Here is a 26254-nt window from a genome sequence, read left to right on the forward strand (position 1 = left end):
TTGACGAGACTCAGTAAGGACACACGCCTTTAGTCACCACCCCAGTCACTACCCTGCAAAATCCATTCAAATGGATAGCTGCATTTGCAATGAAAAGTTGCGTATTACCCAGAGTAGCCAGTTTGTCCAGCGCGCTAAAGCAGCCTGCTGCTTTATTGAACAAACAATCAAACAGCGAAGTCTGGAGTGCAATGAGGGATGTTTTTATGCGAGAGAAGTCGTCTGTCGACAGTTTGTTTTTAACGCGCGCCGGTTTTGTTGAGTTCTTTGTTGTTTTCGTCAAGTTGATCCATGGCCTGACGGCCATTTTGCCTCCACTGGTCCTGGTACTCTTCCTGGACCCGATAGACCCTGAGCTGCGCGCCCACTTCCTGGGCCTGCTGGTGTTTTTCGCGGTCCTGACCATTATTCTGTTCCAGGCCCTGGGCATCTATTCCGAAGAATTGTTCAGCAACCGGCTGCGCCTGAAAACCAAGATCAAGGCCTGGACGGCGGCTTTTTGCATCCTGCTGTTCATGTACCAGATTCTGCAGTTCTTCCCGCAATTGACCCCACGCAACCTGGTGACGTGGTACATCGTCAGCCTGGGGCTGTTTTGTCTTGAACGCCTGGTAATGCTGCGCCTGTACCGCCGGCTGATGCGTGCCGGCAAATACCTGCAACGTACGGTGATCCTGGGCTTTACCGACACCGCGGTGCATGTCGCCGATCATTTGCAGCGCAACGGCGATATTCGTTCCGGCCTGGTCGGCTTCATCGATGACCGCACCGAACGCATTCCCAAGGAGCTGAGCAACCTGCCCCTGCTGGGCAACACCCGCGACCTGGAAAAACTGATCCGCGCCGAGCAGGTCAACCAGGTGATGATCTGCCTGCCCTGGGCTGCCGAACAACGCATTCACGGCCTGGTCAACCGCCTGCGGCAGTTGTCGGTGAACGTCGTGCTGGTGCCGGACATGGCCGCCCTGCGCTACGGCCACAGCAAAATCACCGACGTGGGCGGCATCCTGATGTTCAACACCTCGCAGTTGCCGCTGCGTGGCTGGTCGCCGGTGATCAAGCGCTGTGAGGATTTGCTGCTGGCCAGCCTGGCGTTGGTGGCGCTGTCGCCGGTGATGCTGGCAACGGCGATTGCCATCAAGCTCGACTCCAAGGGCCCGGTGTTGTTTCGCCAGAACCGCTATGGCTACAACGACAATGAAATTCGCGTGTTCAAGTTCCGCTCGATGTACACCGACCAGAGCGACTTCACCGCCGAACGCCAGACCACTCGCGAAGACCCGCGCATCACCCGCGTGGGCCGCATCATCCGCAAGACCAGCATCGACGAGCTGCCGCAACTGTTCAACGTGCTGCTGGGCAACATGTCCATGGTCGGCCCGCGTCCGCATGCCACCGCCACCAAGGCGGCCGGGGTTCCCTTCGAGGTGGCGGTGAGCGAGTACAGCTCCCGGCACCGGGTCAAGCCGGGCATTACCGGCTGGGCGCAGATCAATGGTTACCGGGGTGAGACCGACACCCTGTTCAAGATCCAGAAACGTGTCGAGTACGACTTGGAGTACATCTCCAAGTGGTCGGTGTGGTTTGACTTGTACATCGTTTTCATGACGGTCCCGGCCGTCCTTTCCACCAAGGAAGTCTATTGATGAACACACTCAACGGATTAATTCCCTGCATCATTTCCGGTGGTTCGGGCACTCGGCTGTGGCCGGTGTCTCGGCAGAACATGCCCAAGCCGTTCATGCGCATGCGCGACGGCCAGAGCCTGCTGCAGAAAACCTTCCAGCGCGCCGCCAAATTGCCCGGCGTGGAAAGCGTGTTAACAGTGACTAACCGTGACCTGCTGTTCCGCACCCTGGATGACTATCGCCTGGTCAACAAGGCCCACCTGCCCCTGGACCTGCTGCTGGAGCCGTTCGGTCGCAACACCGCGGCGGCGATCGCCGTGGCGGCGCTGCATGTGCAGGAACATTTCGGGGGTGAGGCGCAATTGCTGGTGATGCCTGCCGACCATTTGATCCTCAATGAAGTGACGTTCGCCGAGGCCGTGACCCAGGCCCGGGACCTGGCCGAAGCCGGCTACCTGGTGACTTTCGGCATCCAGCCGGACCAGCCGGAAACCGGCTTTGGCTATATCGAACAAGGTGAACGGCTGGGCACGGGCAACCGGGTCAAACGCTTTGTGGAAAAACCCGACCTGGCCACTGCCCAGGCCTACCTGGATGGCGGCAAGCACCTGTGGAACGCCGGCATGTTCTGCTTCAAGGCCAGCACCCTGGTGGACGAACTCGCCACTCATGCACCTGACGTGCTGGAGGCTGCGCGTGCCGCTCTGGACCACAGCCAGAGTCTGCAGAACAAGACCTCGCGCCAGCGTGAACTGGACTCGGAGGCCTTTGGCAGTGCGCCGGATATTTCCATCGACGTGGCGCTGATGGAGAAGTCCACGCAAGTCGCCGTGGTCCCCTGCGATATTGGCTGGAGCGATATCGGTTCCTGGGAAGCCCTGCGCCAGCTCACCCCGAGCGACGCCCATGGCAATCAGGTCAATGGCGAAGCGATTCTGCATGACGTGCACAACTGCTACATCGACTCGCCCAAGCGTGTACTTGGCGCCGTGGGTGTGCGTGATCTGATTATCGTCGACACCCCGGATGCCCTGCTGATCGCCGACGCCCACCGCAGCCAGGATGTGCGCTACATCGTCGCCGAGCTCAAGCGTCAAAACCATCCGGCGTACAGCTTGCACCGCACCGTCACCCGGCCGTGGGGCACCTACACCGTGCTGGAGGAAAGCAGCCGTTTCAAGATCAAGCGCATCGTGGTCAAGCCTCAGGCATCGCTGTCACTGCAGATGCACCACCATCGCAGCGAACACTGGGTGGTGGTCAGCGGCGCGGCGCAAATTACTAACGGCGAGCGCGAATTCCTGATCAACGCCAACGAGTCCACCTACATTCCGGCCGGGCACAAACACCGCCTGACCAACCCCGGCATCATTGACCTAGTGATGATTGAGGTGCAGAGCGGCGAGTACCTCGGCGAGGACGACATTGTGCGCTTCGACGACATCTACGGGCGCGCCCCGGCAGACGTGAAGAAATAACATGCGCACGTCACTGATTATCCCGACCCGCAACGCCTCCAGCCACTTGGCGCGTCTACTGCCGGCGCTGCGCATGCAAACCCTGCAACCTGACGAGATGCTGGTGGTGGACAGCGCCTCCAGCGATGACACGGTGGCGCGCTTTCGCGAGTTCGGCGCACGGGTCGAGGTGATCGACGCGCGTGACTTCAACCACGGCGGCACGCGGCGCTGGGCCAGCGAACAAGTGTCCGGCGACGCGCTGATCGTGATGACCCAGGACGCGATTCCCGCCACCCCCGAGACCTTCGCCAATCTGCTCGCCGAATTGCAGCAGGACCCGCTCAACGGCGTGGCGTACGGCCGCCAGTTACCCCACCCCGATGCGGGTGTGCTGGGTGCACAATCGCGGCACTTCAACTACCCCGAACAGAGCCGCAGCAAGAGCCTGGCCGATGCGCCGGAGCTGGGGATCAAGACCTGCTTCAGTTCCGACTCGTTTTCCGTGTACCGGCGCAGTGTGCTGCAAGCGGTGGGCGGTTTTCCGGCGGATGTGATCGGCAGCGAAGACGCCTATGTGGCGGCGCGCATGCTGCTCGAAGGCTACAAGGTGCGCTACGCCGCCACGGCGCTGGTGCATCACTCCCACGATTACAAGCTCTTGGATGAGTTTCACCGTTACTTCGATATTGGCGTGTTCTACGGTCGCGAACCGTGGATCAAGCAGGCCTTTGGCGACGCGGGAGGCGAAGGCAAGCGCTATGTGCTGGCCGAACTCGCGGCCTTGCGCAAAGCCGGTGCCTTGTACCGCGCCCCCGAAGTATTGGTACGCAGTGCGTTCAAACTGCTCGGCTACCGGCTGGGCCATCTGGAGCGTCGCCTCCCCCTCGCCCTCAAGCGGCGCATCAGCATGTTTCCCGGTTATTGGAGGTGAGCATCATGCCCTACAGGAAGTCCCCCTTGATGAAACGAACCCTGCTTGTCGTGGCCATGATGGCCTTGGCCGCCTGCAATACGCCGGCACGCATCGTCCCGCCCGACGACAAAACCGTCGAGGAAGGCAAACGCGCCCTCGACCAGCTTGCCCAACTGCCGCCGGCGGTGGAACGCATCCGCATCGGCGACCAGTTGCGCATCGTGCGCGATGCCGGCGAGATGCCGACGCTGTCGGCGTTCAACGTCAGCACCATCTATGAGCTGACGCTGTACACGGTGCAGACCGACGGCAAGATCAACTACCCGTTCCTGGGACCGGTCCAGGTCGCCGGACGCCAGCCTTCGGAACTGGCCACAGAGTTGACCAGCAAACTCGCGCCCATCTACCGCGAACCGCGCGTGACCGTGAACATCAACCAGGCGCCGGGCAGCTCGATCATCGTCGGCGGCGCGGTGAACAACCCGACGGCGGTGCAACTCGGCACGGCCAACACCCTGGAACAAGCCATCATTGGTGCCGGCGGGGTCAGCCCGGCGGGCAACGCGAGCATGGTCGCCCTGCTGCGCGAAGACGCCCAGGGTGCATATCGCGCGTACTTCCTGGACTTCAGCCAGTTACTCAAGACCGGCCCCAACGGCCGCAAACCCGTGCACCTGCAACGCGGCGATGTGGTGTTCGTGCCCAAATCCAACGTGGGCGAGCGCATCCAAGGGGTCGATACCTACATGAACCAACTGATCCCGTTCACCAAGTCCATTGGGGTTGGCTACAACTACACCCGAACCAGCGGCGGCAATAACTAAAGGAGCGACATCCCATGATCGAGATCCGTTCTTTTCGTGATCTTCTGCGCTTGTTCTTCATCTTCCGGCGTGAGTTCAAACTGGCGGCGATTGCCGCGCTGGTGATCATCCTGCTGGGGGCGTTCCTGCTGCCGGCCAAGTACGAGTCCACCGCGCGGCTGTTGGTGAAACCTGGGCGCGATTCGACCTTGCCCATCGAGATCAGCAACCGCCAGGCGCTGGTGATGCCCAGCACCCAGCGTGACCCGATTGTCGACGAGGAGCGCCTGCTCACCGGCCGGCCCATCGTGCGCGCGGTGGCTGAGCATTACCTGGAAGTGATCGAAAACGCACCGCCGCCGGAGGGTTTCTGGAAGCGCACCAAGTACTACATCAAGAGCGGCGTGGGTGCGGTGTTAGACGGCGTGCGCGTGATCATGGAAACCGTCGGTATCGTCGAAAAAACCACCCCGGTCGAACGTCTGGCTGCCGGCCTGGAGAAGAACTTCGAGGTGAGCCACGCTGCCGGTTCCACGGTGATGGACATCAGCTTCAAGTGGAGCGACCCGGAAATCGCCCAGGCGGTGGTCAAGGATTGGGTCGAGACCTACATCAACGAGCGCACCGAGGCCCTGGGCCGCAAGAGCCTGTACGCGTTCTATGAAGGCCAGGTGGCCAACAGCGCGACCGAGATCAAGAGCTACAAGGAACAGATCCTCACCCACCTGAACAAGATCGGCGCCGCGAGCATCACCGACCGCCTGGAAGACTTGTCCGAGCGCATCAACGTGCTGCGCGGCGAGACCTTCAACACCACGCGGCTGATCGCTTCGTCCGACAGTGCGATCCAGAGCACACGTACTCAGCTCAAGGGCCAACCCAAGGAAGTCACCACAGTGCGCCAGATCGCACTGAACCCGCAGCAGCAGGATTTGCGTCGCCTGCTCAACCAGAAGCTGCTGGAAAAGGCCGACATGATGCGCACCTACACCGACAACGCGCCGCCGGTCAAAGCCCTGGACGCGTCGATTCGGGCAATGCAGATGCAGGTCAACAACGAGAGCAACACGGTGCAAGCGTCAGAGAACCGTGCGCCAAACACCTTGGAAATTCACTTGCAGCGCGTGTTGCTGGATGAAACCAGCAACAACCAGGCGCTGCGAACCCAGCTGGTTCAACAGCAGAAACAACTGCTGACCCTGGAAGCCCAACGCAAGGAGGCCCTGGAGATTGAGCCGGAGCTGGCCCGCCTCTCCCGCGAGCTGAACACCACCGAGCGCAACTACGCGCTGTACGTGGATAACCTGGAAAAATCCCGCATCGACCGCGAGCTGGATAATAGCCAGATCAGCAACATCGCCGTGATCGAAGAGGCCACCCTGAACCCGGGCCGCATCTTCCCGAAAACCCTGGTGATGCTGGTGTTGGCGATTCCGTTTGCCATCGTGGTCGGCCTGCTGGTGATCTACTTGTGCTACCTGCTCGACCAGCGGATTCACGACGGTGGCCTGGTGGAACGCAAGTTCGGCTTGCCACTGTGGACCACCCTGCCGGAGCTGGACACCTCCACCGCGCAAAGTACCAACGCGTTCAATGCGAGCATCTACCGCTTGTACAGTCTGCTGCAGCCCGACCGCATTGCCGAGCACGGCGTGACCCTGGGCCTGACCTCGGCGCGCCATGGCGAAGGGGTGACCTTTGTGGTGGAGCAACTGCGCCAGCTGCTGCATGAAAACGGCATCAATGTGCGGGTCGGCGGGGTGGAAGCCGCCGCACCGGGTGAAGTGGTGTTGCTCGACGCCTCGGCCCTGCTGGATAACCGCGAAGCCTTCATCAACCTGCGCCGCGCCGACCTGATCGGCCTGGTGGTGGAAGCCCGCAAAAGTACCGTGCCGGTGGTGGAGCATGCGCTGTCGATCCTCAACACGGCGTTTGGCAAGGTGGACGGCATCATCATCAACCGTCGCAAGTTCGAAGTGCCGGGCAAGGTGTTGCAGACCATCGGTAAATACCGGGGAGCGTTCTGATGCGTATCGCCCTGCTCGCGCCCTTGCCGCCGGAAAAGAACGGGATCGCCGACTACGCGAACCATTTCCGCACGGCACTGGAACACCTCGGTGTGACGGTGCTGACGCCGTTGGCCGGGGTCGCGGGCAACTCCGAGGCGATCAAGCAAGCCATCGCAGCTTTCGACTGGCAATCCGTCGACTTGGTGCACGCTGAGCTGGGCGGCGGGCGGCTCGGGGAATTCCTGGCCTTGCGTGAACTGCGCAAGGCTTACCCGCAGTTGCCACTGACGGCCACCGTGCATGACCCGGAGCGCATCGTGTGGCGACGTGAACAGTTGCCGTTTCCACTGAACCTGATGGCGCGTCTGCCCAGCCCATTGCCGCAGGCGGCGGTGGTGCTGGCCGACCCGCTGACCCTGCGCGAAGAACGCCAGGTGGCCAAGGGACTGACCCGGCTGGTGACCCTCACCCGACTGGGCGCCGACTGCTTGACCCAACGCATGCAACTGCCGGCCGGCAAAGTCGCGGTGATCAACCATGCCAACCTGGCGATTGCACCGGCAGCATTGCCGTCGCTGGACACCCTGCGCCTGCTGTATTTCGGCTTTATCTACCGCGGCAAAGGTATTGAAGACCTGGTGCAGGCCCTGGCGAATGTGTTCAAGCAAGCCCCTCACTTGCGCGACCGCGTGCGCCTGACCTTGGCCGGCGGCACTGCGGCGGAAATGGCGTTCGGCGCGGGCGGCAACTACCTGGAGCAGTTGAATGCCCAGATCGCGGAATTAGGGCTGACCGACGCAATCGACTGGCGCCTGAACCTGCCGGCCGATGAAATCGCCCAGACCATTCAGGCCCACCATGTGATGGTGCTGCCGTATCGCGAATCGAAAAAACTCGGCCTGCTCGGACGCCAGCGCGGCACCAGTGGCGCGCTGTCCTGGGCCACCGCCTGTGGGCGCGGCGCAATCACCTCCGACGCGCGTGCGTTTGCCGAGGAAGTCGCCAGCGGCAACGGCGCGATCTACCCCGAAGGGGATGTGGCCGCGCTCGGCGAACAGCTACTGCGCTTGGCACGCACGCCACTGCTGGCGCGGGATTGGGCCGAGCGGGCCGGGGAAATCGGCCGCGAACGCCTATGGCCGTTGACCGCGCAGAAGTTCAAGCAGCTCTTCGAGCAGGCCATCACCGGAGCCCCTTATGGCGCGTAAACGCACTTACCTCGCCACCTTTGCGGTGGTTGCAGCCCTGGGCTTGACCGCATTCTTGTGGGGACGCCAAGCGGATGCCGAAAGCCATGTACTCAAGGGCACCAAGGAAGTGGTGTGGAAGGATTTCCTGGGGGTGAATGCGCAGTTTCTGTGGTTCAGCCCCGAGCGCTACCAGAAGCAGATCGACCGCCTCAAGGCCCTGGGCCTGGAGTGGGTGCGCCTGGATCTGCACTGGGATCAGCTGGAAACCGCGCAGAACCAGTACAAGCTCGCCACCCTCGATGAGCTGGTGGGCAAGCTGCAACAGAACCAGATCAAGTCGGTGTTTTACTTAGTCGGGTCGGCACGCTTTATCACCAGCGCGCCACCGATGTCGCAGTACCCGGACCAGTACCCGCCGCAAGATCCCAACGTGTTCGCCAACCGCATGGCGCTGCTCTCACAGCGCTACCCCAGCGTGGATGCCTGGCAAGTCTGGAATGAACCGAACTTGATCGGTTTCTGGCGCCCGGTGGCGGATCCTGCCGGCTACGCGAATCTTCTGACCGTTACCACCAACGCGTTACGCGCCGTGAACCCGAACAAACCGGTGGTCGCCGCCGGCATGGCGTTCTTCAGTGAAATGCCCAACGGCCAGACCATGTTCGACGCCTTGGGCGCGCTGGGCGTGGCCAGTCTGAACACCATCATCTCCTACCACCCCTACACCCAATTGCCCGAAGGCAACGACCCGGCCAACCTGGACTTCATCGCCAAATCCACCCAGCTCAACCAGGCCCTGCGCAACGGTGGCGTGCAAACCTTGTGGAGCACCGAGTGGGGCTGGTCGACGTATAAGGGGCCAAAAGACGCCCAGGACCTCATCACCCCTCAGGCCCAGGCCGACTACGTGGTTCGTCGCCTGGCGCTGATGAGCGCGATGGATTACGACAAGATTTTCCTGTTCACCTTGAGCGACCTCGACCAGCGCGCCAGCGTGCGTGACCGCTCCTATGGCTTGCTGGATATCGACACCAACCCCAAGCCGGTCTACACCGCACTGAAGAACTTCCTTGATGTCAGCGGGCCGAAGCTCACGCCGGGTGATCCGCCTGCTGCCGACGCGCTGCCCGATGGCCTGTTCAGCATCGGCTGGACCCGCACCGATGGGCGCAAGCTGTGGTTCTTCTGGTCCGCCAAGGGCGGCAACGCGCACCTGCCGGGCTTGGCCAGCGCCACCCTGTACGACCCGCTGCACGGCACACAAACCCCGGTAAGCGGCACCAATGGCCTGACCGTTCCGGTCAAGTCGAACCTGCAAATTCTGTTATGGGAGTGAGGCCTGCCATGCGCATTTTATGGATCCTGCCCTACTCACCCTGGCCCGCCACCAGCGGCGGCAAGACGCGCCAGTTCCACCTGCTGCGCAGCCTGTCCGCGCGTGGGCATCGGATCACCTTGCTGCTGCATGACAAACATCCGGTGTCGCTCACCGACCGCCAGGTGCTGGAGGCGTTTCTCGAACAACTGATCATCCTGCCGCGTCGCCCTCTGCGCAGCGTGAAGACCCTGCTCGCCGGGCTGTTTGCGCCCTACCCGCTGCTGGCGAGCGTGAATGGCTTGTCGGGCGCGTTGCAGGACCGGTTCAACCAACTGCTCAACGAGCATTGGGATGTGGTGCAGATCGAGCACACCTATAGCTTCCAGCCCTATGAAGAGGCGCTGGCGCGCAAATCCCAGCCGTTCGTGCTGACCGAACACAACGTCGAATCGGCCCTAGGCGCGGCCACTTACGACCGCTTGCCGGGTTGGTCGCTGCCGTTCATTCGCTATGACCAATGGCGTTACACCCGCTGGGAACGGCGCGTGATGCGCCAGGCCACCCAAGTGGTGGCGGTGACCGACAGCGACGCCCAGGTCCTGGAACCCATCGCCGGCAAACCGGTGTCAGTGGTGGTCAATGGCGTGGATTGCGATCACTTCGCCGCCGCCCGACCTGACCCGTCGACCCACCGCGTGCTGTTCCTCGGCAACTACGAATACGCGCCCAACGTGGACGCCATCGAATGGGCCCTGGACGAAATCCTGCCCAAGGTCTGGGAGCGTTGCCCGCAGGCGCGAATGAGTGTGTGTGGCTTCGGCATGCCGGACAGTTGGCGTGAGCGCTGGCCGGACCCGCGCATTGAATGGCAAGGGTTTGTGCCCAACCTGCTGAAACTGCAGTCGAGCTGCTCGGTGTTTCTGGCGCCGTTGCGCCATGGTGGTGGTTCCAAGCTCAAAGTGCTGGAAGCGTTGGCCGCGGGCCTGCCATTGGCAAGTACCGAACAAGGCGTGTCCGGGTTGGACCTGGTGGAAGGCCTGGACTACCTCGGCGGGCAGACCGCTGTGAGCCTGGCGGACGCCGTGGTGCGCCTGCTGCAATTTCCCGATGCCGCCGCGGCCATGGGCGAAGCCGCCCGCGCCTATGTGCGCCGCGCCCACGACTGGAGCGTCGCCGCCAGCCAGTTGGAAAAGGTGTACGCCAGCCTTTCGCCCCTGAATCAAAAGGAGCCCGCATGCGTGTAGGCCTGGATTACCGCACCGTCGGCACCTCGCCGCAATCGGGCATCAGCCGCCAGGTGTACGCACTGGAAAGTGCCCTGCACGGCCTGCCGGGCATCGAGCTTGAGCGGTTCACTGTGGCTCCCTTGGGCGATGAAACCCGCTTGCGGGCCCATTGCCCGGCCTGGGGCTGCGCTAAAACCGCCATGCACCAGCCACACAATCGCCTGCGTTTCGAGGCCGGCTTTTTGCCGCGTGCGTTGCGTGAGCAGCATATCGACCTGTACATCAGCACCTTCAACATGGGCCTGCCATTGCCGCCCCACCCGAAGGGGCTGCGTACGGTGGTGCTGTTGCACGACCTGTTCCAAATCACCCTCGACAACTATCACGCCAACCGTCTGAAGGCGCTGATCTACAAGACCAGTGATCGCCTGTCGATTGCCTACGCGGTGCACAGCGCCGATCGGGTGTGGACGCCGTCGCAGTACAGCGCCGATGAAACCGCGCGGTTGTTTCCCAAGGCGGCGGGCAAGATTCGGGTGTTGCCCAACCAGGTCGATGCCTTTTCCGAACAGGCAGCGGATCTCAGTGCACGCCAATTGCCTGAACGCTATTGGTTGCTGGTGGGCACCCGCGAGTTGCGCAAGAACGTGCCGTTCCTGGTAGACGCCTGGCAGCAGGCGCGACGCCAGTCCCCCGCCGTGCCGGAGTTGGTACTGGTGGGCAGCCTCGACCATTTGCCCGAGGCCCAGCGCACCCTGCCGGGCATTCGTGCGCTCAGCGGTGTGTCGGATGCCGAGTTGCATGCGCTTTATCGCCAGGCTTCGCGCCTATGGCAGCCTTCCTATGCCGAAGGCTTCGGCCTGCCAGTGATCGAAGCGCTGAGCGTCGGCACCCCGGTGGCGGTGGCCAGCGGTACCTCGTTGGATGAAATCACCCCGCCCTCGGCACCGCGTTTTTCGCCCACCGATGGTCCGGCGCTGACGCAATTGATGCTCAGCCTCGGCGATCGCGCGGAAGAAGAATCACCCGAGCAACGCCGGCAATGGGCGCAACGCTTCAACCATCAAGCCTACCGCCGACGCCTGGCCGAACTGATCGAGGAATTGAAGTGAGAGTGAACCTGCCCAGCCTCGTCGCCATCCTCTTCGGCCTCCTGTTTGGCGCCGCCGCCCTGCTGCTGTCACCGGCCAAGGCGTTCCTCGCGGTGATCGGCCTGGCCGGCGCGGTGACCATCCTACGCTTTCCGTTCTGGGGCCTGCTGCTGTTTGCCCTGGTTGCCACGTTCATGCCCTATTCCACGGTTAACCTGGGCATTCGCAGTACCGTCAGCGAAGCTATCCTGGCGATGACCTGGGGCGCGGTGCTCTGGCAAAACTTCCTGGTACGCCTGCCGGATACGCCGAGCCTCACCCGGCGCCCGACCGACCAGATGCTGTTGTGGCTGATGGTGTTCAGCGTGTTCCCCTTCATTGTCGGTCAGGTCACCATCCACGCCGACAGCAGCGGCGTGGCCAACTGGCTGCGTTGGTTGCTGAACTTGTCGGGGGTGTTCCTCTGCGCCAAGTTGCTGGTGGACCACAAGCACCGCGAGTCCCTGGTGATCGCCCTGCTGCTGGGCAGCCTGGCGATGCTGATGCTGTCGATTGCGGTGTTCGTGCGCACACGCTCCGGAGCCGGCATTGCGCCGGTGCTGGCACTGTTCAATTACGGCAACTTCGACATGCTGAAATTCGGCCTGGAAGCCATGTCTTCGCGGATGGGCTCGCCGTGGATGCACCCGAATGCCATCGGCGGAATCATGGCGCTGCTGCTGCCCCTGGCGTTTTGTTTCGGCATGACCGAACAAGGCTGGAAACGCGCACTGGGACTGGGCGTGGCGTGCCTGGGCGCGGCGGCCTTGCTGTTGGCGAGTAGCCGTGGGGCAATGGTCAGCCTGGCGCTGGTGCTGCTATGGATGGCCACGCGCCGGGTGCCCTACACCGGACGTCTGCTGATGATCGGCGCGGCGCTGACCGCCGTGCTGGTGATGGCTTATCCACCGCTGCAGGAACGCCTGGCGACGATTTTTTCTTCGAGCAACGCCAGTACCGAAGTGCGTTTCGACGAGTACCGCATGTTTCCGCAGGCGATGGTGTCGTACCCGTTCGGTATCGGCTTCAAGGTCGATCCGCCCGTGCCTGGCACGCCCTTGCTGGGCATCTCCAACCTGTGGCTGAACTACATCTACAAGACCGGCATCGTCGGCATGCTGTTCTTTATCGCGGTCACCGTGCGCTGGTGGCGTGAAGCCCGCCCGGAAAGCGGCCCGATCCGCCTGACCAAGGACAACGCGCTGTGGCTGGGCACCACAGCCGGAATTCTCTCGGCGCTGGTCAGCGGCCTGTTCGACCACTACTTCAGCTTTGCGGTGGTGATGGTCGCGCTGTTCTGGCTGATGGTCGGCATCAACGTATTGGAGGCACGTCGACTGTTTCCGGCACGCCTGCCCCAGGTGAAACGTGTGGTGTTCGGCAAACCCGTGCTTGATGGCGCACAGCCCTGATGCTGGGCTCCGCCGCCTGGCTGACACTGGCGACGCTGCTGGGCCTGTGCCTGGGCTTTGCCCGTGAATGGCTGCTGGTGGCGGCCTGGGGCGCGGGCGAACGCAGTGATGCATTCCTGATCGCACTGTTTTTGCCGGAGGCGCTGCGCATGTCATTGGCCGGCGGCGTGCTGAGTGCCGCGGCGCTGCCGCTGTATCTGGCGCGCAAGGACGACGAGCGGTTGGGCTGGTTGGCCGCGTTGTTCCCCGCACTGTTGCTGATCGCCCTGGTCACCAGCCTGTTGCTGACGCTGCTGGCGCCGTGGCTGGTGCAACTGCTCGGGCCAGGCCTGGCGGCGAGTGCCACGGCGCTCGCCAGCAGTAACTTGCAGATCGTCGCCTGGTGCGTGCCGGGGTTGATGCTGCACGCACTGTTTAGCATCCCGTTGCAGGCCAGTGAACGTTTCGTGCTGGCTGGCTTGGGTTCGTTATTGTTCAATTTGCCACCGGTGACCTACCTCGCCCTCGCCGGCACCGCCACCCAACCGCACGCCCTGGCCCTGGCCTGCCTGGCCGGCAGCTTGTTGATGCCGTTGGCGCTACTGCCATCGATGTGGCGCCAGGGCTGGCGGCCGTGGTGCTGGCAATTGCCGTGGGCGCCGCTGCGGGAATTGGGGCAGCGCATCGGTCCATTGTTACTGAGCAACGGCGCCAGCCAGGGCCTGGCGCTGATTGAACGGCTGGTGGCATCGCTGTTGGGTGAAGGCGCGGTGACCTGGGTCAACCTGGCGCGCAAGCTGATGAACCTGCCGCTGATTGCGCTGATGAGCCTCAACCAGGTGTTGCTGGGCATGATGAGCCGTCGTCAGGGCGATGAGCGCCTGGCCCTGCTCAAGCGCGGCCTGGAAACCGCCAGCGTGCTGACTCTGCCCGCCGGTGTCGGCCTGGTGGCGGCGGCCCCGAGCCTGGTGGCGTTGCTGCTGCCCGCGCAATCGCTGGACTCGCCGTTGCCGCTGCTGCTGGCGTGGTTTGCCGTGCCGCTGGTATTCGGCGCCTGGAACGCCTTGCTCGCGCGTTATGCCTACGCGGCCGGGGATACGCGCCAGCCGCTGCGCTGCGAACTGCTCGGCAGCCTGGTCAATGTGCTGTTGCTGGGCGTCCTGCCGTTTGTGTTTGGCCTGGCAGGCATTCCGTTGGCGGCGCTGGCCGGGGTGATCTGCACCGCGCTGCTGCTGATGCAACGCCAGGCCTTGCTCAGCGCCCTGCCCTGGGCTCGGAGCTGGCTGCTCAGTGCCGTGCTGATGGGTGTGGCGGCGTTGGCGCTGTTTCGGATTGAAGGCGTGTGGCTGCAACTGGGGCTGAGCACCCTGGCCGGTGCAGTGGTGTTGCTGGGCATGGGGCTGTGGTTGAAGCCGTGGCGCAAGGCATGACTCATGCCGCGCATTCCCGTTGACGATTTTCGCTGGCAAGCCAGCTCCTACAAGGGCGGTGTTTTTTTTAGAGGGAGGGGTTCAGGTGAAACATCGTTGGATTCAAATGGACATTGCCAAGGGCATTGGCATCCTGGTGATCGTATTCGCCCACAGTTGGTTCGTCGCCACCTCGCCGGACCTGCTGTATCCGGTGTTGGCGTCGTTCATCCTGCCGCTGTTTTTCTTTTTGTCCGGGGTGTTTTTCAAGCCTGAGCAGCCCTTCGTGGAGATGGCGGTGCGCAAGGCCGACGGCCTGCTCAAGCCGTTTTTCTTCACCATGCTTATCTACGTGATCGTGCGCAGCCTCCTGCGGGGCCAGCCGCTGCTGCCGGATATCGGCGGCGTGCTGTATGCCTCGGTGGACACCATCCCATGGCAGGCGCTGTGGTTTCTGCCGCACTTCTGGGTGGCGATCCTGTTCAGTTGGCTGATGCTGCGGCTGATCCAGCGCCTGAAGCTGTCGCTGTTGCTGAGTTGCGCACTGGTCACGCTGCAATTGATCGTGGGCGTGTGGATGCTGCCCTGGTTCTGGCAACTGCCGGTCACGCTGGGCGGGCACACCTGGGTCCTGCCGGGCCTGCCGTTCAGCCTGGATATCACGCTGATCAGCAGCACCTACTTCATTGTCGGCTACCTGCTGCGCGACTGGCTGCGCGCCCACTCGGGCTCCTGGCTGACGCTGGTGGTCTCCGTCGCGCTGTTTATCGCAGTATTCACCTTCACCTGGGACACCATGGACCTGGCGCAGCGGCGCTACGACCACTGGTTATGGACCACCCTGCCCGCCGTGATCGGTGTATACGCGTGCTGGGCGCTGGCAAAGGTGCTGATGGTCTCGGCCTGGGTCACGCGGGCTATGACCTACATCGGCCAGAACACCCTGATCCTGCTGATCTTCCATGGTGAAATCCAGCACAAGACCTTCGACCTGATGGAGCGCCTGGGGCTGCACGCGTTTGTCGCGGCCTGCATCGGTTTTGTGGTGGCGGTGGTGGCGCCGTTGTTGATCGGGGAAGTGATCAAGCGGGTGGCGTTCCTGCGTTTTTTCTACTTTCCGTTTCCGGTGCGAAAACCACAAAAAACCCTGTAGGCACTCATGCCTACAGGGTCTTGGGTTCAGTCATCCAGCTGTTGCGGTGCAGGCTTGCTGCCATGTTTGGCAGGCTTGGCGCCCTTGGCTGGCGCAGGGGCCGCAGGTTCAGGCTCCGGGGCGGCGGCGGTTTCTTTCTCGGCCATCGGCATCTGGTCGATGGCAGTGAAGAATTCCTTCAAGTCGAGGGTATCCGGTGGCACGGTCTTCTCGACTTTCTTCTCGCCGTCCTTGCCCACCAGTATCACTTTGGTGCCACTGCCGGCACCCAGTTTGAGGGCACGGATCAGTGCGTTGGTTTCCGGGGGCGTGAGCTTTTTATTGTCCTTGGGGTCCTTGGCGAACTTCTCGCCTTCGGCGCCGATGCTGCCAAACTTCACGGTGTAGAACACCATGCTGCGTTCTTCGAAAGACTGCTTGGTCGCAGGCTCGTCCAACTGTTTCTTGAGGGTCGCCAAGGTGTCGTTGCCAGAATCAAGCTCTACCACTACCAGCGGCCGGGCCTTGCCCAAGTCTTGCTTGAGCGGGTTGATATCATCAGCAGCCAACAGCGGCCCCGTAAAAGCCATCAAGGTAGCCAGGGTCAGCGACCGGATGAGCATGCGCACCTCCTTTGTATTCCATGCAGGGTTCTTGAGTTTCATGTCTGCGACAGTCAAATTCAAGGATGATTCCTACACCACGTTACGAAAGCGTAGGACAAGACGCCCGCTACGCAAGGGTTTGGTGGGCGCACCTGTCATTGTTTCCACTGATTTCGGAAACATCATGAGACCTTCCACGCGGGCCAATGCCGCGCAAATACGGGGGCGACGACAGGGTCGGCATCCACTTGCGCCAGGCTTTGGGCAAAGCCCGGCGCCAGACCGTTCAACACCTCCCGCGCTTCATCCCAACGCGACACCGCCGCCGCCATCACGCCCAACGCGTTCGGCGCGCCGTTCGGGGCGAACAACTGCCCATCGAACTGATCGGCAAACACCACCCAGGCCTGGTGCAAGTATCGTCGAGTGCCTGTCACCAGCTGCGCCTGTACGGTTTCGTTGACGTCGCCGAGCCAGCGTTGCGGGTAGTCAATGATGCCGATCGCCGAATAGCAGTTGGCCGCGATGTACACAAGGCCGCGAATGATCTGCGCGCGGTCGCCGGCCAGCAGCTCCGAGGCGGGATATTCCAAGCCCAGGTGGATCAGGATCGCGGCGCTTTCCGTCAACACCTGGCCATCGGGGGTGATCAGGGTGGGTACCTGCTTGAGCGGGTTGATCCGGGCCAGCTCATCACTGCCCTCACCCTCTGCCCAGGAGGCCGCGTCCACCCGTCGCCACGGCACCGCACAGCGCTGTAGGGCGACTTCGATCATGCAGGAGCCGGATTCGTCGATGCCATAAAGGGTGTACATGGGCTTTTCCTCCTAGCGTTGCAGTTTGGCCTGCAAGTTGGCCTTCACCTGCGGCCATTCCGAGTCGATGATGCTGAAGCGCACCGAGTTGCGCTTGCGCCCGTCGGGCATGATGCGTTCGTGGCGCACAATGCCTTCCTGCACGGCGCCGAGCCGCAGGATCGCGGCGCGGGATTTTTCGTTGAGTTCGTCGGTGGTGAATTGCACGCGCACGCAGTCGAGCACTTCGAACGCGTAGGTCAGCAACAGCAGCTTTGCTTCGGTGTTGATCGCGCTTTTCTGCGTGGACAGCGCCAGCCAGGTATGGCCGATTTCCAGCTTGCGATTGATCCGGTCGACCTTCCAGAACCGCGTGCTACCCACCACCTGGCCGTCATCACGACGCACCAAGGTAAACGGGATCATGCTGCCGGCGTCACGCCCTGCCAGGGCGGTGTCGATGTACTTATCGACGGTGTCCGGGCCCGGTACGTTGGTGACCTTGAGGTTCCACAATTCGCCATCGGCTGCGGCTTCGAGCAAGGCGGTCTTGTGTTCCCTTTGCAGCGGCAAGAGTTCGACCGTGGTTCCGGTCAGAGTGATCAGGGTCATGGTGCAAGCGCCGTCTGGGTGGTCATCAGTGACAGAGAGTGCAGGCTCCCACCCGGACGAATCAAGCGTTTTAAAACAGGCCCATCTGACCGCCCACCAGGGTGCTGAAATCGTCATTCACGAACGGCAGGATCGCATCCGCCACCGGCTGCAGTTGCCGGGTGACGTAGTGGTCGTAGTCGATGGGCGCGTGCCGCACTTCCAGCGGTTCCGGGCCGTTGACGCTGATCACGTAACTGATCCAGCCACCGCGCTGGTACTGGCGCGGGCGGTTCATGCGATCGTTGTACTCATCGGCCAGGCGCGCGGCGCGGACATGGGGCGGCACGTTGCGCTCGTAGTCGTCCAGCTGACGGCGCAGGCGTTTGCGGTAGATCAGCAACTCATCGAATTCGCCGCTGAGGGTACGGCGCACATAGTCGCGGATGTAATCCTGGTGGGGCTGGCGATGGAAGATGCGCTGGTAGAGTTCCTGCTGGAATCGGCGCGCCAGGGGCGACCAGTCGCTGCGCACGGTTTCCAGGCCTTTGTAGACCATTTCTTCACGGCCATCGCTGTGCACAACCAGCCCGGCGTAGCGTTTTTTGCTGCCCTCCTCTGCGCCCCGGATGGTCGGCATGAGGAAGCGGGTGAAGTGGGTTTCATACTGCAATTCCAGCGCGCTTTGCAGCCCGAATGCCGTTTGCAGGTGCTCGCGCCACCAGTCGTTGACGTGCTGCACCAACGCCCGGCCGATGCGCCCCGCGTCCTCCTGGCCGTGTGCACTGCCGAGCCAGACAAAAGTCGAGTCGGTGTCGCCGTAGATCACCTCATAACCTTGGGCTTCGACCAGCTCGCGGGTCTGGCGCATGATCTGGTGGCCACGCATCGTAATCGACGAGGCCAACCGCGTATCGAAGAAGCGGCAGCCACTGGAACCGAGTACGCCATAGAAGGCGTTCATGATGATTTTCAGGGCCTGGGACAGCGGGGCATTGTGTTCACGCTTGGCCACTTCACGGCCTTCGGAGACCCGCGCGACGATGGACGGCAGGCAATGCCGGGTGCGAGAGAAACGTGCGCCGCGAAAGCCTTCCACGGACTCGCTGTCGTCGGGGTGCTTGAGGCCTTCGATCAGGCCCACCGGGTCGATCAGGAAACTGCGGATGATCGACGGGTAAAGGCTTTTGTAATCGAGCACCAGCACTGATTCGTAGAGGCCTGGGCGTGAGTCCATGACAAAACCGCCGGGGCTGGCCTGGGGCGGTTTATCGCCCAGGTTCGGCGCGACGAAACCCTGGCGGTGCATCAGCGGCATATACAAATGGGTGAACGCAGCGACGGAGCCACCGTTGCGGTCGGCCGGCAAGCCGGTGACGCTGGCGCGCTCCAACAGGAACTTGAGCAGTTCGGTTTTCTCGAAAATCCGCGTGACCAGTTCGCAGTCCTTGAGGTTGTAGCGCGCCAGCGCGGGCTTGTCCTCGGCGAACATGCGGTTGATTTCGTCCATGCGCTGGTACGGCGTGGAGATGTCCTTGCCCTCGCCCAGCAGAGTTTGCGCGACGTTTTCCAGGCTGAAGGATTCGAAGCTCCAGGTGGCCGAACGCAGGGCTTCGATGCCATCGATGATCAAGCGCCCCGCCGCCGCCGCAAAGTAATGGTTGCGGCTGCCGTGTTCGCGCCAGGCCATGGGTTCTTCACCCCGCCCAAGCATGAGCGGCACATTGAGGCGCTGGGCATGTTCGTGGAGCACGCGCAGGTCGAATTGCACCACGTTCCAGCCGATGATCGCGTCGGGGTCGTGCAGGGCGAGCCATTGATTGAGGCGTTCGAGCAGTTGGGCGCGGGTGTCGCAGTAGTCGAGCTTGAAGTCCACGGCGGCGGGTTTGTTCGGCGGGCCGAGCATGTACACCTGGCGCTCGCCGCAGCCTTCGAGGGCGATGGAGTAGAGATCGCCCTGGGCGGTGGTCTCGATGTCGAGGGACACCAGCTTAAGCGGCGGGCGGTAGTCGGGCGCGGGCTTCATCTGCGCGTCACAGAGCACGCCGGTGGCGTCCGGTGTGCCGCCGAACCACACCGGTGCGGTGATGAAGCGCTCCATCATGTAGCGCTCGGGTGGGCGCACGTCGCCTTCGTAGACATCAACCCCGGCAGCGCGCAGGCGTTTTTCCACGTCCATCGCTTGGCGGTGCTGGCGCGTATACAGGCCCAGCACGGGGCGATGATGAAAATCGCAGAGCTGCAACGGGCGCAATTCGATGTCGCGCTCGCCCTTGAGCAGCCAATCCAACGGCTTGCGATGGGCCTCGGGGATGAACATCACCGACGTCTGCACGGGTAGACGGACAAACCTCGGGCCTTGGTCGGTGGCCAGCCAGAAGCTGACCTCCGTACCCGCCGGGGTATCTCGCCAATGCCGGGTCAGGACAAAACCCTGCTGTAAATCCACCGTACCGCACCTCAGGAATCGCTTTCAGGGCGTGATTCTACTCGGCATCCGCGCGCGCAGACCTGAATCTCATAAATTTGTTGCAAGACGTTAATAATAATTACTATCATTCGCGACGGAGTCGTATCCGCGCAGTGAGGACGCGCAACGCTGTTGCCCTTTTCCTCACATAACGGTTCGCCGTCAGGATCGACCATGCCCATCCGTGCCACCTTTGCTGTGCCATTTCGCCCTACCCTGCTCGCCCTTTGCTGCTCCATGAGCCTCACAGCCCACGCCGCAACACCCGCCACTCCGGAGGATGCGAACAACCGTCAGGATGGCAACACACTGGAACTGGGCGCCACCAGCATCAACGCCGAAGCGCCCGCTCCAAACGCCCTGCCTCCGGTATACGCTGGCGGCCAGGTGGCACGCGGCGGTCAGTTGGGTGTGCTGGGTAACCAGGACATCATGGATGTGCCGTTCAGCATGGCCTCCTACACCGAAAAGTTGATTCGCGACCAGCAGGCCGAAACTGTCGGTGATGTGCTGCTCAATGATTCGTCCGTGCGCCAGGCGTCAGGTTTTGCCAACCAGGCGCAGACCTTCATGATCCGTGGCCTGCCGCTGAACGGTGACGACATTTCCTTCAACGGCCTGTACGGCATCCTGCCGCGCCAGATCATCTCCACTGACGCCTTGGAGCGCGTGGAAGTGTTCAAGGGACCCAATGCCTTTATCAACGGCGTAACGCCAGGCGGTTCGGGGATCGGCGGTGGTGTGAACCTGCAACCCAAGCGCGCCGACGACGTCCCGCTGCGTCGCTTCAGCACCGATATCAGCAGCGATGGCCGAGTGGGCGAGCACTTGGACATAGGCCAGCGATTCGGTGAAGACAACCGTTTTGGCGCGCGGGTAAACCTGTCCCAGCGCGAAGGCGATACCGGCATCGATGATGAAAACCAGCGCTCGAAACTGTTTGCGGTCGGCCTGGATTACCGCGGCGATGCGTTGCGCCTGTCCAGTGACTTTGTGTATCAGAAGCAACGCATCAACGGCGGGCGCAACTCGGTGTTCCTGGGCACGGCCACCCATATCCCGGATGCACCGTCGGCTGACACCAACTACGCGCCGAGCTGGAGCAACACCAACCTTGAAGACACCCTGGGCATGCTGCGCGCCGAGTACGACTTGAACGACAACTGGACGGTTTATGCGGCAGGCGGGGCCAAGCACACCCGTGAAATGGGGCAGTACTCGTCGGTGACGCTGACCGATAACCTTGGCAATGCAACCGCCAGCGGTTCGACCATCGCGCATGAGGAAGACAACAGCAGCTTGATGGGTGGCCTGAATGGCAAATTCCAGACCGGCCCTGTGAGCCATCGTCTCAACTTCGGCCTGGCCGGCATCTGGACCCAGGCGCGCAATGCCTATGTGTTCGCCACCCCACGCACCCTAACCAACATCTACAACCCTGTGACGGGAGCGCCACCGGCCCTGAATAATCCACGCAATACCCCTGGCACCGATTTCAGCGACCCGACCATCACGGCCAAGACCTTTGTGCGCAGTACGGCAGTGTCCGACACCCTGGGGTTCTTCGACGACCGCCTGTTGGTGACGGTCGGTGCACGCCGCCAGCAGATCGTTGTGCAGGGTTACAACTACATGAGCGGTACCCGCACGGCCAATTATGACGAGTCGATCACTACGCCGGTCTACGGCCTCGTCTTCAAACCCTGGGAACATGTGTCCTTCTACGCGAACAGGATTGAAGGCTTGGCCCAAGGTCCGACTTCCCCTGTCAACTCCGGGAACAGGACTGTTATTGGCGGAGGCCAGCCCTATGCACCGGCACGCTCCAAGCAGATTGAAGCCGGGGTAAAAGTCGACATGGGCACCTATGGGGCGACGTTGGGTGTGTACCGCATCGAACAGCCTGGAGCCGGCTACGTACAGGTCATTGATGCTACGACAGCGCGCTACGTGCGAGAGGGCCAGCAGATCAACAAAGGCGTGGAGCTGAACGTGTTTGGCGAACCGGTTAGCGGCCTGCGCTTGCTGGGCGGTGTGACAGTCATGAAGACCGAGCTCAAGGACACGCAAAACGGTGCCAACGACGGTAACCGCGCGATCGGCGTGCCTTCGTTCCAGCTCAATGCCAACGTGGATTGGGATGTGCCTGGCCTGCAGGGCGTGACGCTCAACGGCCGCATGCTGCGCACCGGTGGCCAGTATGCCGACGCCGCCAATAACCTGAGCCTGCCAGCGTGGAACCGCTTCGACATAGGCGCACGCTACAACTTCAAGGTGGCTCAGCGGGATGTCACCCTCGGTGCCACCGTGGAAAACGTTGCCAACGAGAAGTACTGGGAATCAGCCCAGGGCGGTTTCCTCAGCCAGGGCGATCCACGTGTCGCCAAGCTGTCGGCGACTGTGGACTTCTGATCACCGTTGCCTGCGTCAGGCGGTTGCCCTGGCCGCGCTTCTGTCCGCCCAACCTCGTCGCCCACGCTGTCGATATCCGCCGGTCAAAATCCGTTGAGGCCGATGAAGTCACCACAAAGGTATTGGCGGTGGATGCGGCCAAGCATCAGGTAGTGCTGGCAGGTGCCGAAGGCGGTGAGGTGCAGGTGAAGGCTGAATAGGTTAGAAAAGTGGGCATCAAGCATGATGCCCATTGCGGTCAAGCTTGACGGGCTTGGCTCAGGTAAGTTTCGATGTTGCCCATCTGCTCATCCCAGCCACGGGAATTCATCTTGAAGGCTTTCTGCCGCCGTGCCTCAGGCACTGCGTCAAACCCCGACTCGACCACCCGCAGTAGAATGCCCGGTGCTCGGTCCTCAATGGTGAACTCCACCAGTGTCGGGGTTTCCTGGTCGTAGTCGACGCCCTCTTCCACCGCGAAGGGGTGCCACCGGAACGAGAACAGTGTTTGCGGCAGGATGCGTTCGATTCTGGCCTTCCAGATCACATGCTCGTAACCGGGATAAGTGATCGGCGCCTCAAGGGTTTGCCCGGCAACAAAGCTTTTGCCGCTGAGGGCGATACCAAACCAACTGCCGAATTGCTCGGCATCGGTGAGGGCTTCCCACACCTGTTTACGTGAAGCGTTGAGCAGGACTTTTCGTTCGATGCGATCTAATACGTGCATAAGTCACCTCCTCCATTGACAGTAGGCGACATCAAATAATGCGCAACCTTGGGTTGTAAGCAATCATGATGACCCCATCCTTGAACCGGCTATACGTTATGACTGACCCGTTGAATGGAAGTTGCTTCTGTAAAGGCGTGCGCTACCAAGTGGACGGCCTCGACATGCCCATCAGCCACTGCCACTGCGACAGCTGTCGCAAGGTGCATGCGGCAGCATTTGTGGCGACGGCGGGCGTGATGCGTGAACACTTTCGCTGGACCCAGGGCGAAGCACTGCTGGCGTCATTCGAATCGTCGCCAGGCAAGTTCAGGCATTTCTGTTCGCGCTGCGGTTCGCACCTGATGGCGGAGCGCGGGCACCAACCTCACGTCATTGTGCGGGTGGCGACGCTGGATGATGATCCAGGCGTCAGGCCCACCGCGCATATCTGGACATCCCATGCGGTGCCCTGGCTTGCCTATGAAGGTGTAGAGCAGTGGGACGGGTGGCAAACCTGATTAGACCTTCGGGTCTCCGGGTGCTTTAGCCGGGGTCGCGTACTGCGGCTTCAGGTGACCTTCTTGGTCGAGTAACCAGGCGTCCATGATCTGGCGCACTACCGGTCCTGCAACACGACCGCCGGCCTCGCCGTTTTCGATCATCACCGAAATCACGATCTTCGGATGTTCGGCTGGAGCGAAACCGACGAACAAGGCGTTGTCGCGGTGGCGTTCCAGGGTCTTTTCACGGTTGTAACGCTCACCCTGCTTGATCGCGACCACTTGTGCCGTACCACTCTTGCCGGCGATGCGGTATTGCGCACCTTGTGCGGCAGCGCGGGCAATGCCGCGTGGGTCGTGCATCACCAGTTGCATGCCGTGGTTGACCTGCTCCCAATCACGCGGGTCCTTGAGGACGACGTTGGGCATCGGGTTTTCATCCACGGGAGGCACGCCATTGATGGTCTTGGCCAAGTGAGGCCGATTCCACACGCCCTTGTTGGCGATCAGCGCTGTGGCTTGGGCCAATTGCAGCGGTGTGACCTGCATATAGCCCTGGCCAATGCCGAGGATCACGGTTTCACCCGGGAACCAGGGTTGCCGGCGGGTGGCGCGCTTCCAGGCCTGGGAGGGCATCAGGCCGGCTGACTCTTCGAACATATCCAGCGACACTTTCTGACCCAGGCCGAACTCAGCCAGGTAGTCGTGCAGGCGATCGATGCCGAGCTTGTGGGCTAGGTCGTAAAAGTAGGTGTCGTTGGAGCGCATGATGGCGGCGTCCATGTCTACCCAGCCGTCGCCGCTGTGGTTCCAGTTGCGGTATTTGTGATCGAAGTCCGGCAGTTGGTAGTAACCCGGGTCGAACACGCGGGTCTGGGCGGTGACGACGCCACTGTCCAGGCCGGCGATGGCGACCTCCGGCTTGATGGTCGAGCCTGGCGCGTAGAGGCCCCTGAGGACGCGGTTGAACAGCGGCCGATCGATGGAGTCATGCAGGGCGGCGTATTCCTTGAAGCTGATACCGGTGACGAACAGGTTCGGATCGAAGCTTGGCTTACTGACCATGGCCAGCACTTCACCGGTCTGCGGGTCGAGGGCAACCACCGAACCGCGTCGATCACCCAAGGCCTCTTCTGCGGCTTCCTGGAGGTGAACGTCGAGGCTAAGGACAATGTTTTTTCCCGGAATCGGATCGGTGTGCTTGAGCACACGCAGTACGCGGCCCTGGGCATTGGTCTCGACCTCTTCATAGCCTACGTGGCCATGCAATTCAGACTCGTAGAAGCGCTCGATCCCGGTCTTGCCGATAGACTGGGTGCCCCGGTACTCCACCGAGTCGAGGGCTTTGGATTCTTTCTCGTTGATCCGCCCTACGTAACCGATGGAATGGGCAAAGTGAGCGCCCAGGGGGTAGTGACGAACGAATTGCGGTTCTACGTCCACACCCGGTAGGCGAAACTCATTCACGGCCAGCAGCGCGATCTGCTCTTCGGTCAGCTCATAAAACAATGTCACAGGAACGAAGGGGTGCCGCGCTTGCTTCAGTGCCTTGTCGAATACAGCACGGTCTTCTGCCGGCAAGTGCAGCAAACTGACGATGGCGTCCAACTCCCCCTTGAGGTCGGTGGTGCGTTCACGGGTGATGGTCAGGTTGTAGCTGGGACGGTTGTCAGCCAGCACGACGCCGTTGCGGTCATAGATCAACCCACGCGTCGGCGTAATAGGCAGTACGTGGACGCGGTTGTTCTCGGAAATAGTGGAGTGGTAGTCGAACTGTACGACCTGCAGGAAGTACATGCGTGCCACCAGGGCGCAGGTGATGCCAATAACCAACAGCGCGCAGGCAAGCAGGCGTTTGTTGACCAAGCGGTTTTCTTTTTCGTGATCCTTGATCGGTATAGGTTCAGGCATTTCTACAGCATCTCGTTGAAGAAGGTCGACGCCGCTTCCTGCGGTTGAAAGATCAGTCCTTGTGAAAATGTGCTGCACCATACCAAAAATGCGGAAACACTTTGTATCCATTTGCCCAACGGCAGGTTCATGAGCCGCTTTTATGAGGAAAGTCGTAGAGGAAGAGCGTGCGCTGGTCGGGATGCAAAAAGAGGGGATTCATGAGGAGTGGCGCTTCAATGGTCTGTTATCGGTGACGGTGTTGACCAGCAGCGCACGGCAATGAGTCTCTACGTACTTTTCGACCGCCCAAAACAAAACCCCATCTGCTTTCGCAAATGGGGTTTCGGAATTTAATCTTGACGATGACCTACTCTCACATGGGGAAACCCCACACTACCATCGGCGATGCATCGTTTCACTGCTGAGTTCGGGATGGGATCAGGTGGTTCCAATGCTCTATGGTCGTCAAGAAATTCGGGTACTGAGTCGTGACCTAATGGCCTCGCTTCAGCAAATTGGGTATGTGACAGATCGGTGTTTTGTGAGATATCGAACTTTCGGTTCGTATCATCTTCACACACCGCAATCTGATGCTCGTTAGAGTAGTCAAATTGCTTGGGTGTTATATGGTCAAGCCTCACGGGCAATTAGTATTGGTTAGCTCAACGCCTCACAGCGCTTACACACCCAAC

General features: G+C 61.6%; 21 protein-coding genes, 1 rRNA gene and 1 pseudogene. 16 read left to right on the top strand and 7 right to left on the bottom strand.

Annotation, left to right across the window (positions count from 1 at the left end; genetic code table 11):
* Positions 1 to 206 precede the first annotated feature (206 nt).
* The 12 genes from BMZ57_RS16735 (at position 207) to BMZ57_RS16790 (ending at position 15630) form a co-directional block, all read left to right on the top strand.
* Complete coding sequence (locus BMZ57_RS16735) at positions 207 to 1646, top strand: undecaprenyl-phosphate glucose phosphotransferase (RefSeq protein ID WP_010211547.1); 1440 nt, start codon at positions 207 to 209, stop codon at positions 1644 to 1646.
* Entirely contained in the window at positions 1646 to 3106 is a 1461-nt protein-coding gene (locus BMZ57_RS16740; RefSeq protein WP_021492068.1) for a mannose-1-phosphate guanylyltransferase/mannose-6-phosphate isomerase, read from the top strand. Before BMZ57_RS16735 ends, BMZ57_RS16740 begins: the two co-directional genes overlap by 1 nt.
* Position 3107: 1 nt before the next feature.
* Entirely contained in the window at positions 3108 to 4019 is a 912-nt protein-coding gene (locus tag BMZ57_RS16745) for a glycosyltransferase family 2 protein (RefSeq protein WP_010211549.1), read from the top strand.
* Between the two features lie 29 nt (positions 4020 to 4048).
* The gene (locus tag BMZ57_RS16750; protein WP_010211550.1) at positions 4049 to 4825 is read left to right on the top strand and encodes a polysaccharide biosynthesis/export family protein; all 777 of its coding nucleotides are present in this window, start codon (positions 4049 to 4051) and stop codon (positions 4823 to 4825) included.
* Between the two features lie 14 nt (positions 4826 to 4839).
* The gene (locus BMZ57_RS16755; protein ID WP_069672729.1) at positions 4840 to 6831 is read left to right on the top strand and encodes a GumC family protein; all 1992 of its coding nucleotides are present in this window, start codon (positions 4840 to 4842) and stop codon (positions 6829 to 6831) included.
* Positions 6831 to 8021: a glycosyltransferase gene (locus tag BMZ57_RS16760; protein WP_045792335.1), complete on the top strand. Its 1191-nt coding sequence runs from the start codon at positions 6831 to 6833 to the stop codon at positions 8019 to 8021. The genes BMZ57_RS16755 and BMZ57_RS16760 overlap by 1 nt, the downstream gene beginning before the upstream one ends.
* Positions 8011 to 9339 carry a GH39 family glycosyl hydrolase gene (locus tag BMZ57_RS16765; protein ID WP_042571013.1) on the top strand — a complete coding sequence of 443 codons (1329 nt, stop codon included), beginning with the start codon at positions 8011 to 8013 and terminating at the stop codon, positions 9337 to 9339. Before BMZ57_RS16760 ends, BMZ57_RS16765 begins: the two co-directional genes overlap by 11 nt.
* 8 nt (positions 9340 to 9347) lie before the next feature.
* On the top strand, positions 9348 to 10565 hold the full coding sequence (locus BMZ57_RS16770) for a glycosyltransferase family 4 protein (protein ID WP_044286938.1): 1218 nt from the start codon (positions 9348 to 9350) through the stop codon (positions 10563 to 10565).
* Positions 10556 to 11659, top strand: coding sequence for a glycosyltransferase family 4 protein (locus tag BMZ57_RS16775; RefSeq protein WP_045792337.1), 1104 nt, complete (start codon positions 10556 to 10558; stop codon positions 11657 to 11659). The genes BMZ57_RS16770 and BMZ57_RS16775 overlap by 10 nt, the downstream gene beginning before the upstream one ends.
* Before the next feature lie 2 nt (positions 11660 to 11661).
* Positions 11662 to 13089: an O-antigen ligase family protein gene (locus BMZ57_RS16780; RefSeq protein WP_010211556.1), complete on the top strand. Its 1428-nt coding sequence runs from the start codon at positions 11662 to 11664 to the stop codon at positions 13087 to 13089.
* The gene (gene murJ / locus BMZ57_RS16785; RefSeq protein WP_021492076.1) at positions 13089 to 14498 is read left to right on the top strand and encodes a murein biosynthesis integral membrane protein MurJ; all 1410 of its coding nucleotides are present in this window, start codon (positions 13089 to 13091) and stop codon (positions 14496 to 14498) included. Before BMZ57_RS16780 ends, murJ begins: the two co-directional genes overlap by 1 nt.
* 85 nt (positions 14499 to 14583) lie before the next feature.
* Positions 14584 to 15630: an acyltransferase family protein gene (locus BMZ57_RS16790; RefSeq protein WP_074900561.1), complete on the top strand. Its 1047-nt coding sequence runs from the start codon at positions 14584 to 14586 to the stop codon at positions 15628 to 15630.
* A 26-nt stretch (positions 15631 to 15656) separates the two neighbouring features.
* Here the strand turns inward: BMZ57_RS16790 and BMZ57_RS16795 are convergent, their stop codons facing one another.
* From BMZ57_RS16795 to BMZ57_RS16810, 4 genes are all read right to left on the bottom strand, one after another.
* The gene (locus BMZ57_RS16795) at positions 15657 to 16232 is read right to left on the bottom strand and encodes a DUF4174 domain-containing protein (protein ID WP_010211560.1); all 576 of its coding nucleotides are present in this window, start codon (positions 16230 to 16232) and stop codon (positions 15657 to 15659) included.
* A gap of 164 nt (positions 16233 to 16396) precedes the next feature.
* The gene (locus tag BMZ57_RS16800) at positions 16397 to 17029 is read right to left on the bottom strand and encodes a glutathione S-transferase N-terminal domain-containing protein (RefSeq protein ID WP_044286936.1); all 633 of its coding nucleotides are present in this window, start codon (positions 17027 to 17029) and stop codon (positions 16397 to 16399) included.
* Between the two features lie 12 nt (positions 17030 to 17041).
* Positions 17042 to 17620: a GNAT family N-acetyltransferase gene (locus BMZ57_RS16805; RefSeq protein ID WP_069672730.1), complete on the bottom strand. Its 579-nt coding sequence runs from the start codon at positions 17618 to 17620 to the stop codon at positions 17042 to 17044.
* A gap of 70 nt (positions 17621 to 17690) precedes the next feature.
* Positions 17691 to 20048 carry a DNA polymerase II gene (locus BMZ57_RS16810; RefSeq protein ID WP_021492080.1) on the bottom strand — a complete coding sequence of 786 codons (2358 nt, stop codon included), beginning with the start codon at positions 20046 to 20048 and terminating at the stop codon, positions 17691 to 17693.
* Positions 20049 to 20243: 195 nt separating this feature from the next.
* Here BMZ57_RS16810 and BMZ57_RS16815 point away from each other — a divergent pair, with 195 nt between their 5' ends.
* Both BMZ57_RS16815 and BMZ57_RS28925 read left to right on the top strand, forming a co-directional pair.
* The gene (locus BMZ57_RS16815; RefSeq protein ID WP_010211568.1) at positions 20244 to 22481 is read left to right on the top strand and encodes a TonB-dependent receptor; all 2238 of its coding nucleotides are present in this window, start codon (positions 20244 to 20246) and stop codon (positions 22479 to 22481) included.
* Positions 22468 to 22672 (top strand): annotated as a pseudogene (locus tag BMZ57_RS28925) (hypothetical protein); the annotation flags it as partial. The gene BMZ57_RS16815 and the pseudogene BMZ57_RS28925, both read left to right, overlap by 14 nt.
* Positions 22673 to 22719: 47 nt before the next feature.
* Here BMZ57_RS28925 and BMZ57_RS16820 read toward each other — a convergent pair.
* Positions 22720 to 23187 (bottom strand): SRPBCC family protein, encoded by a 468-nt coding sequence (locus BMZ57_RS16820; RefSeq protein WP_010211569.1) that lies wholly within the window; start codon positions 23185 to 23187, stop codon positions 22720 to 22722.
* Between the two features lie 98 nt (positions 23188 to 23285).
* Here BMZ57_RS16820 and BMZ57_RS16825 point away from each other — a divergent pair, with 98 nt between their 5' ends.
* Positions 23286 to 23687 (top strand): GFA family protein, encoded by a 402-nt coding sequence (locus BMZ57_RS16825; RefSeq protein ID WP_031290841.1) that lies wholly within the window; start codon positions 23286 to 23288, stop codon positions 23685 to 23687.
* Here the strand turns inward: BMZ57_RS16825 and mrdA are convergent, their stop codons facing one another.
* Positions 23688 to 25580, bottom strand: a complete 1893-nt coding sequence (gene mrdA, locus BMZ57_RS16830; protein ID WP_010211572.1) for a penicillin-binding protein 2 — start codon at positions 25578 to 25580, stop codon at positions 23688 to 23690.
* A gap of 142 nt (positions 25581 to 25722) precedes the next feature.
* Here mrdA and BMZ57_RS29995 point away from each other — a divergent pair, with 142 nt between their 5' ends.
* Positions 25723 to 25845 (top strand): hypothetical protein, encoded by a 123-nt coding sequence (locus BMZ57_RS29995; protein ID WP_258189770.1) that lies wholly within the window; start codon positions 25723 to 25725, stop codon positions 25843 to 25845.
* A 71-nt stretch (positions 25846 to 25916) separates the two neighbouring features.
* On the opposite strand, the gene rrf is transcribed toward BMZ57_RS29995, so the two are convergent.
* Positions 25917 to 26032: ribosomal RNA gene (rrf, locus tag BMZ57_RS16835) — 5S ribosomal RNA — on the bottom strand.
* Between the last annotated feature and the right edge of the window lie 222 nt (positions 26033 to 26254).

The sequence above is a fragment of the Pseudomonas simiae genome, assembly GCF_900111895.1.
In the GTDB taxonomy this organism is placed as follows: domain Bacteria; phylum Pseudomonadota; class Gammaproteobacteria; order Pseudomonadales; family Pseudomonadaceae; genus Aquipseudomonas; species Aquipseudomonas simiae.

What these genes read in the sequence shown, in the direction of transcription:
- BMZ57_RS16745 (WP_010211549.1), top strand. Translation starts at nt 3,108, where the DNA reads ATGCGCACGTCACTGATTATCCCGACCCGCAACGCCTCCAGCCACTTG.
- BMZ57_RS16815 (WP_010211568.1), top strand. Translation starts at nt 20,244, where the DNA reads ATGCCCATCCGTGCCACCTTTGCTGTGCCATTTCGCCCTACCCTGCTC.
- BMZ57_RS16770 (WP_044286938.1), top strand. Translation starts at nt 9,348, where the DNA reads ATGCGCATTTTATGGATCCTGCCCTACTCACCCTGGCCCGCCACCAGC.
- murJ (WP_021492076.1), top strand. Translation starts at nt 13,089, where the DNA reads ATGCTGGGCTCCGCCGCCTGGCTGACACTGGCGACGCTGCTGGGCCTG.
- BMZ57_RS16820 (WP_010211569.1), bottom strand. Translation starts at nt 23,187, where the DNA reads ATGCACGTATTAGATCGCATCGAACGAAAAGTCCTGCTCAACGCTTCA.
- BMZ57_RS16825 (WP_031290841.1), top strand. Translation starts at nt 23,286, where the DNA reads ATGACTGACCCGTTGAATGGAAGTTGCTTCTGTAAAGGCGTGCGCTAC.
- BMZ57_RS16750 (WP_010211550.1), top strand. Translation starts at nt 4,049, where the DNA reads ATGAAACGAACCCTGCTTGTCGTGGCCATGATGGCCTTGGCCGCCTGC.
- BMZ57_RS16800 (WP_044286936.1), bottom strand. Translation starts at nt 17,029, where the DNA reads ATGTACACCCTTTATGGCATCGACGAATCCGGCTCCTGCATGATCGAA.
- BMZ57_RS16775 (WP_045792337.1), top strand. Translation starts at nt 10,556, where the DNA reads ATGCGTGTAGGCCTGGATTACCGCACCGTCGGCACCTCGCCGCAATCG.
- BMZ57_RS16755 (WP_069672729.1), top strand. Translation starts at nt 4,840, where the DNA reads ATGATCGAGATCCGTTCTTTTCGTGATCTTCTGCGCTTGTTCTTCATC.
- BMZ57_RS16805 (WP_069672730.1), bottom strand. Translation starts at nt 17,620, where the DNA reads ATGACCCTGATCACTCTGACCGGAACCACGGTCGAACTCTTGCCGCTG.
- BMZ57_RS29995 (WP_258189770.1), top strand. Translation starts at nt 25,723, where the DNA reads ATGAGGAAAGTCGTAGAGGAAGAGCGTGCGCTGGTCGGGATGCAAAAA.
- BMZ57_RS16760 (WP_045792335.1), top strand. Translation starts at nt 6,831, where the DNA reads ATGCGTATCGCCCTGCTCGCGCCCTTGCCGCCGGAAAAGAACGGGATC.
- BMZ57_RS16740 (WP_021492068.1), top strand. Translation starts at nt 1,646, where the DNA reads ATGAACACACTCAACGGATTAATTCCCTGCATCATTTCCGGTGGTTCG.
- mrdA (WP_010211572.1), bottom strand. Translation starts at nt 25,580, where the DNA reads ATGCCTGAACCTATACCGATCAAGGATCACGAAAAAGAAAACCGCTTG.
- BMZ57_RS16795 (WP_010211560.1), bottom strand. Translation starts at nt 16,232, where the DNA reads ATGCTCATCCGGTCGCTGACCCTGGCTACCTTGATGGCTTTTACGGGG.
- BMZ57_RS16765 (WP_042571013.1), top strand. Translation starts at nt 8,011, where the DNA reads ATGGCGCGTAAACGCACTTACCTCGCCACCTTTGCGGTGGTTGCAGCC.
- BMZ57_RS16735 (WP_010211547.1), top strand. Translation starts at nt 207, where the DNA reads ATGCGAGAGAAGTCGTCTGTCGACAGTTTGTTTTTAACGCGCGCCGGT.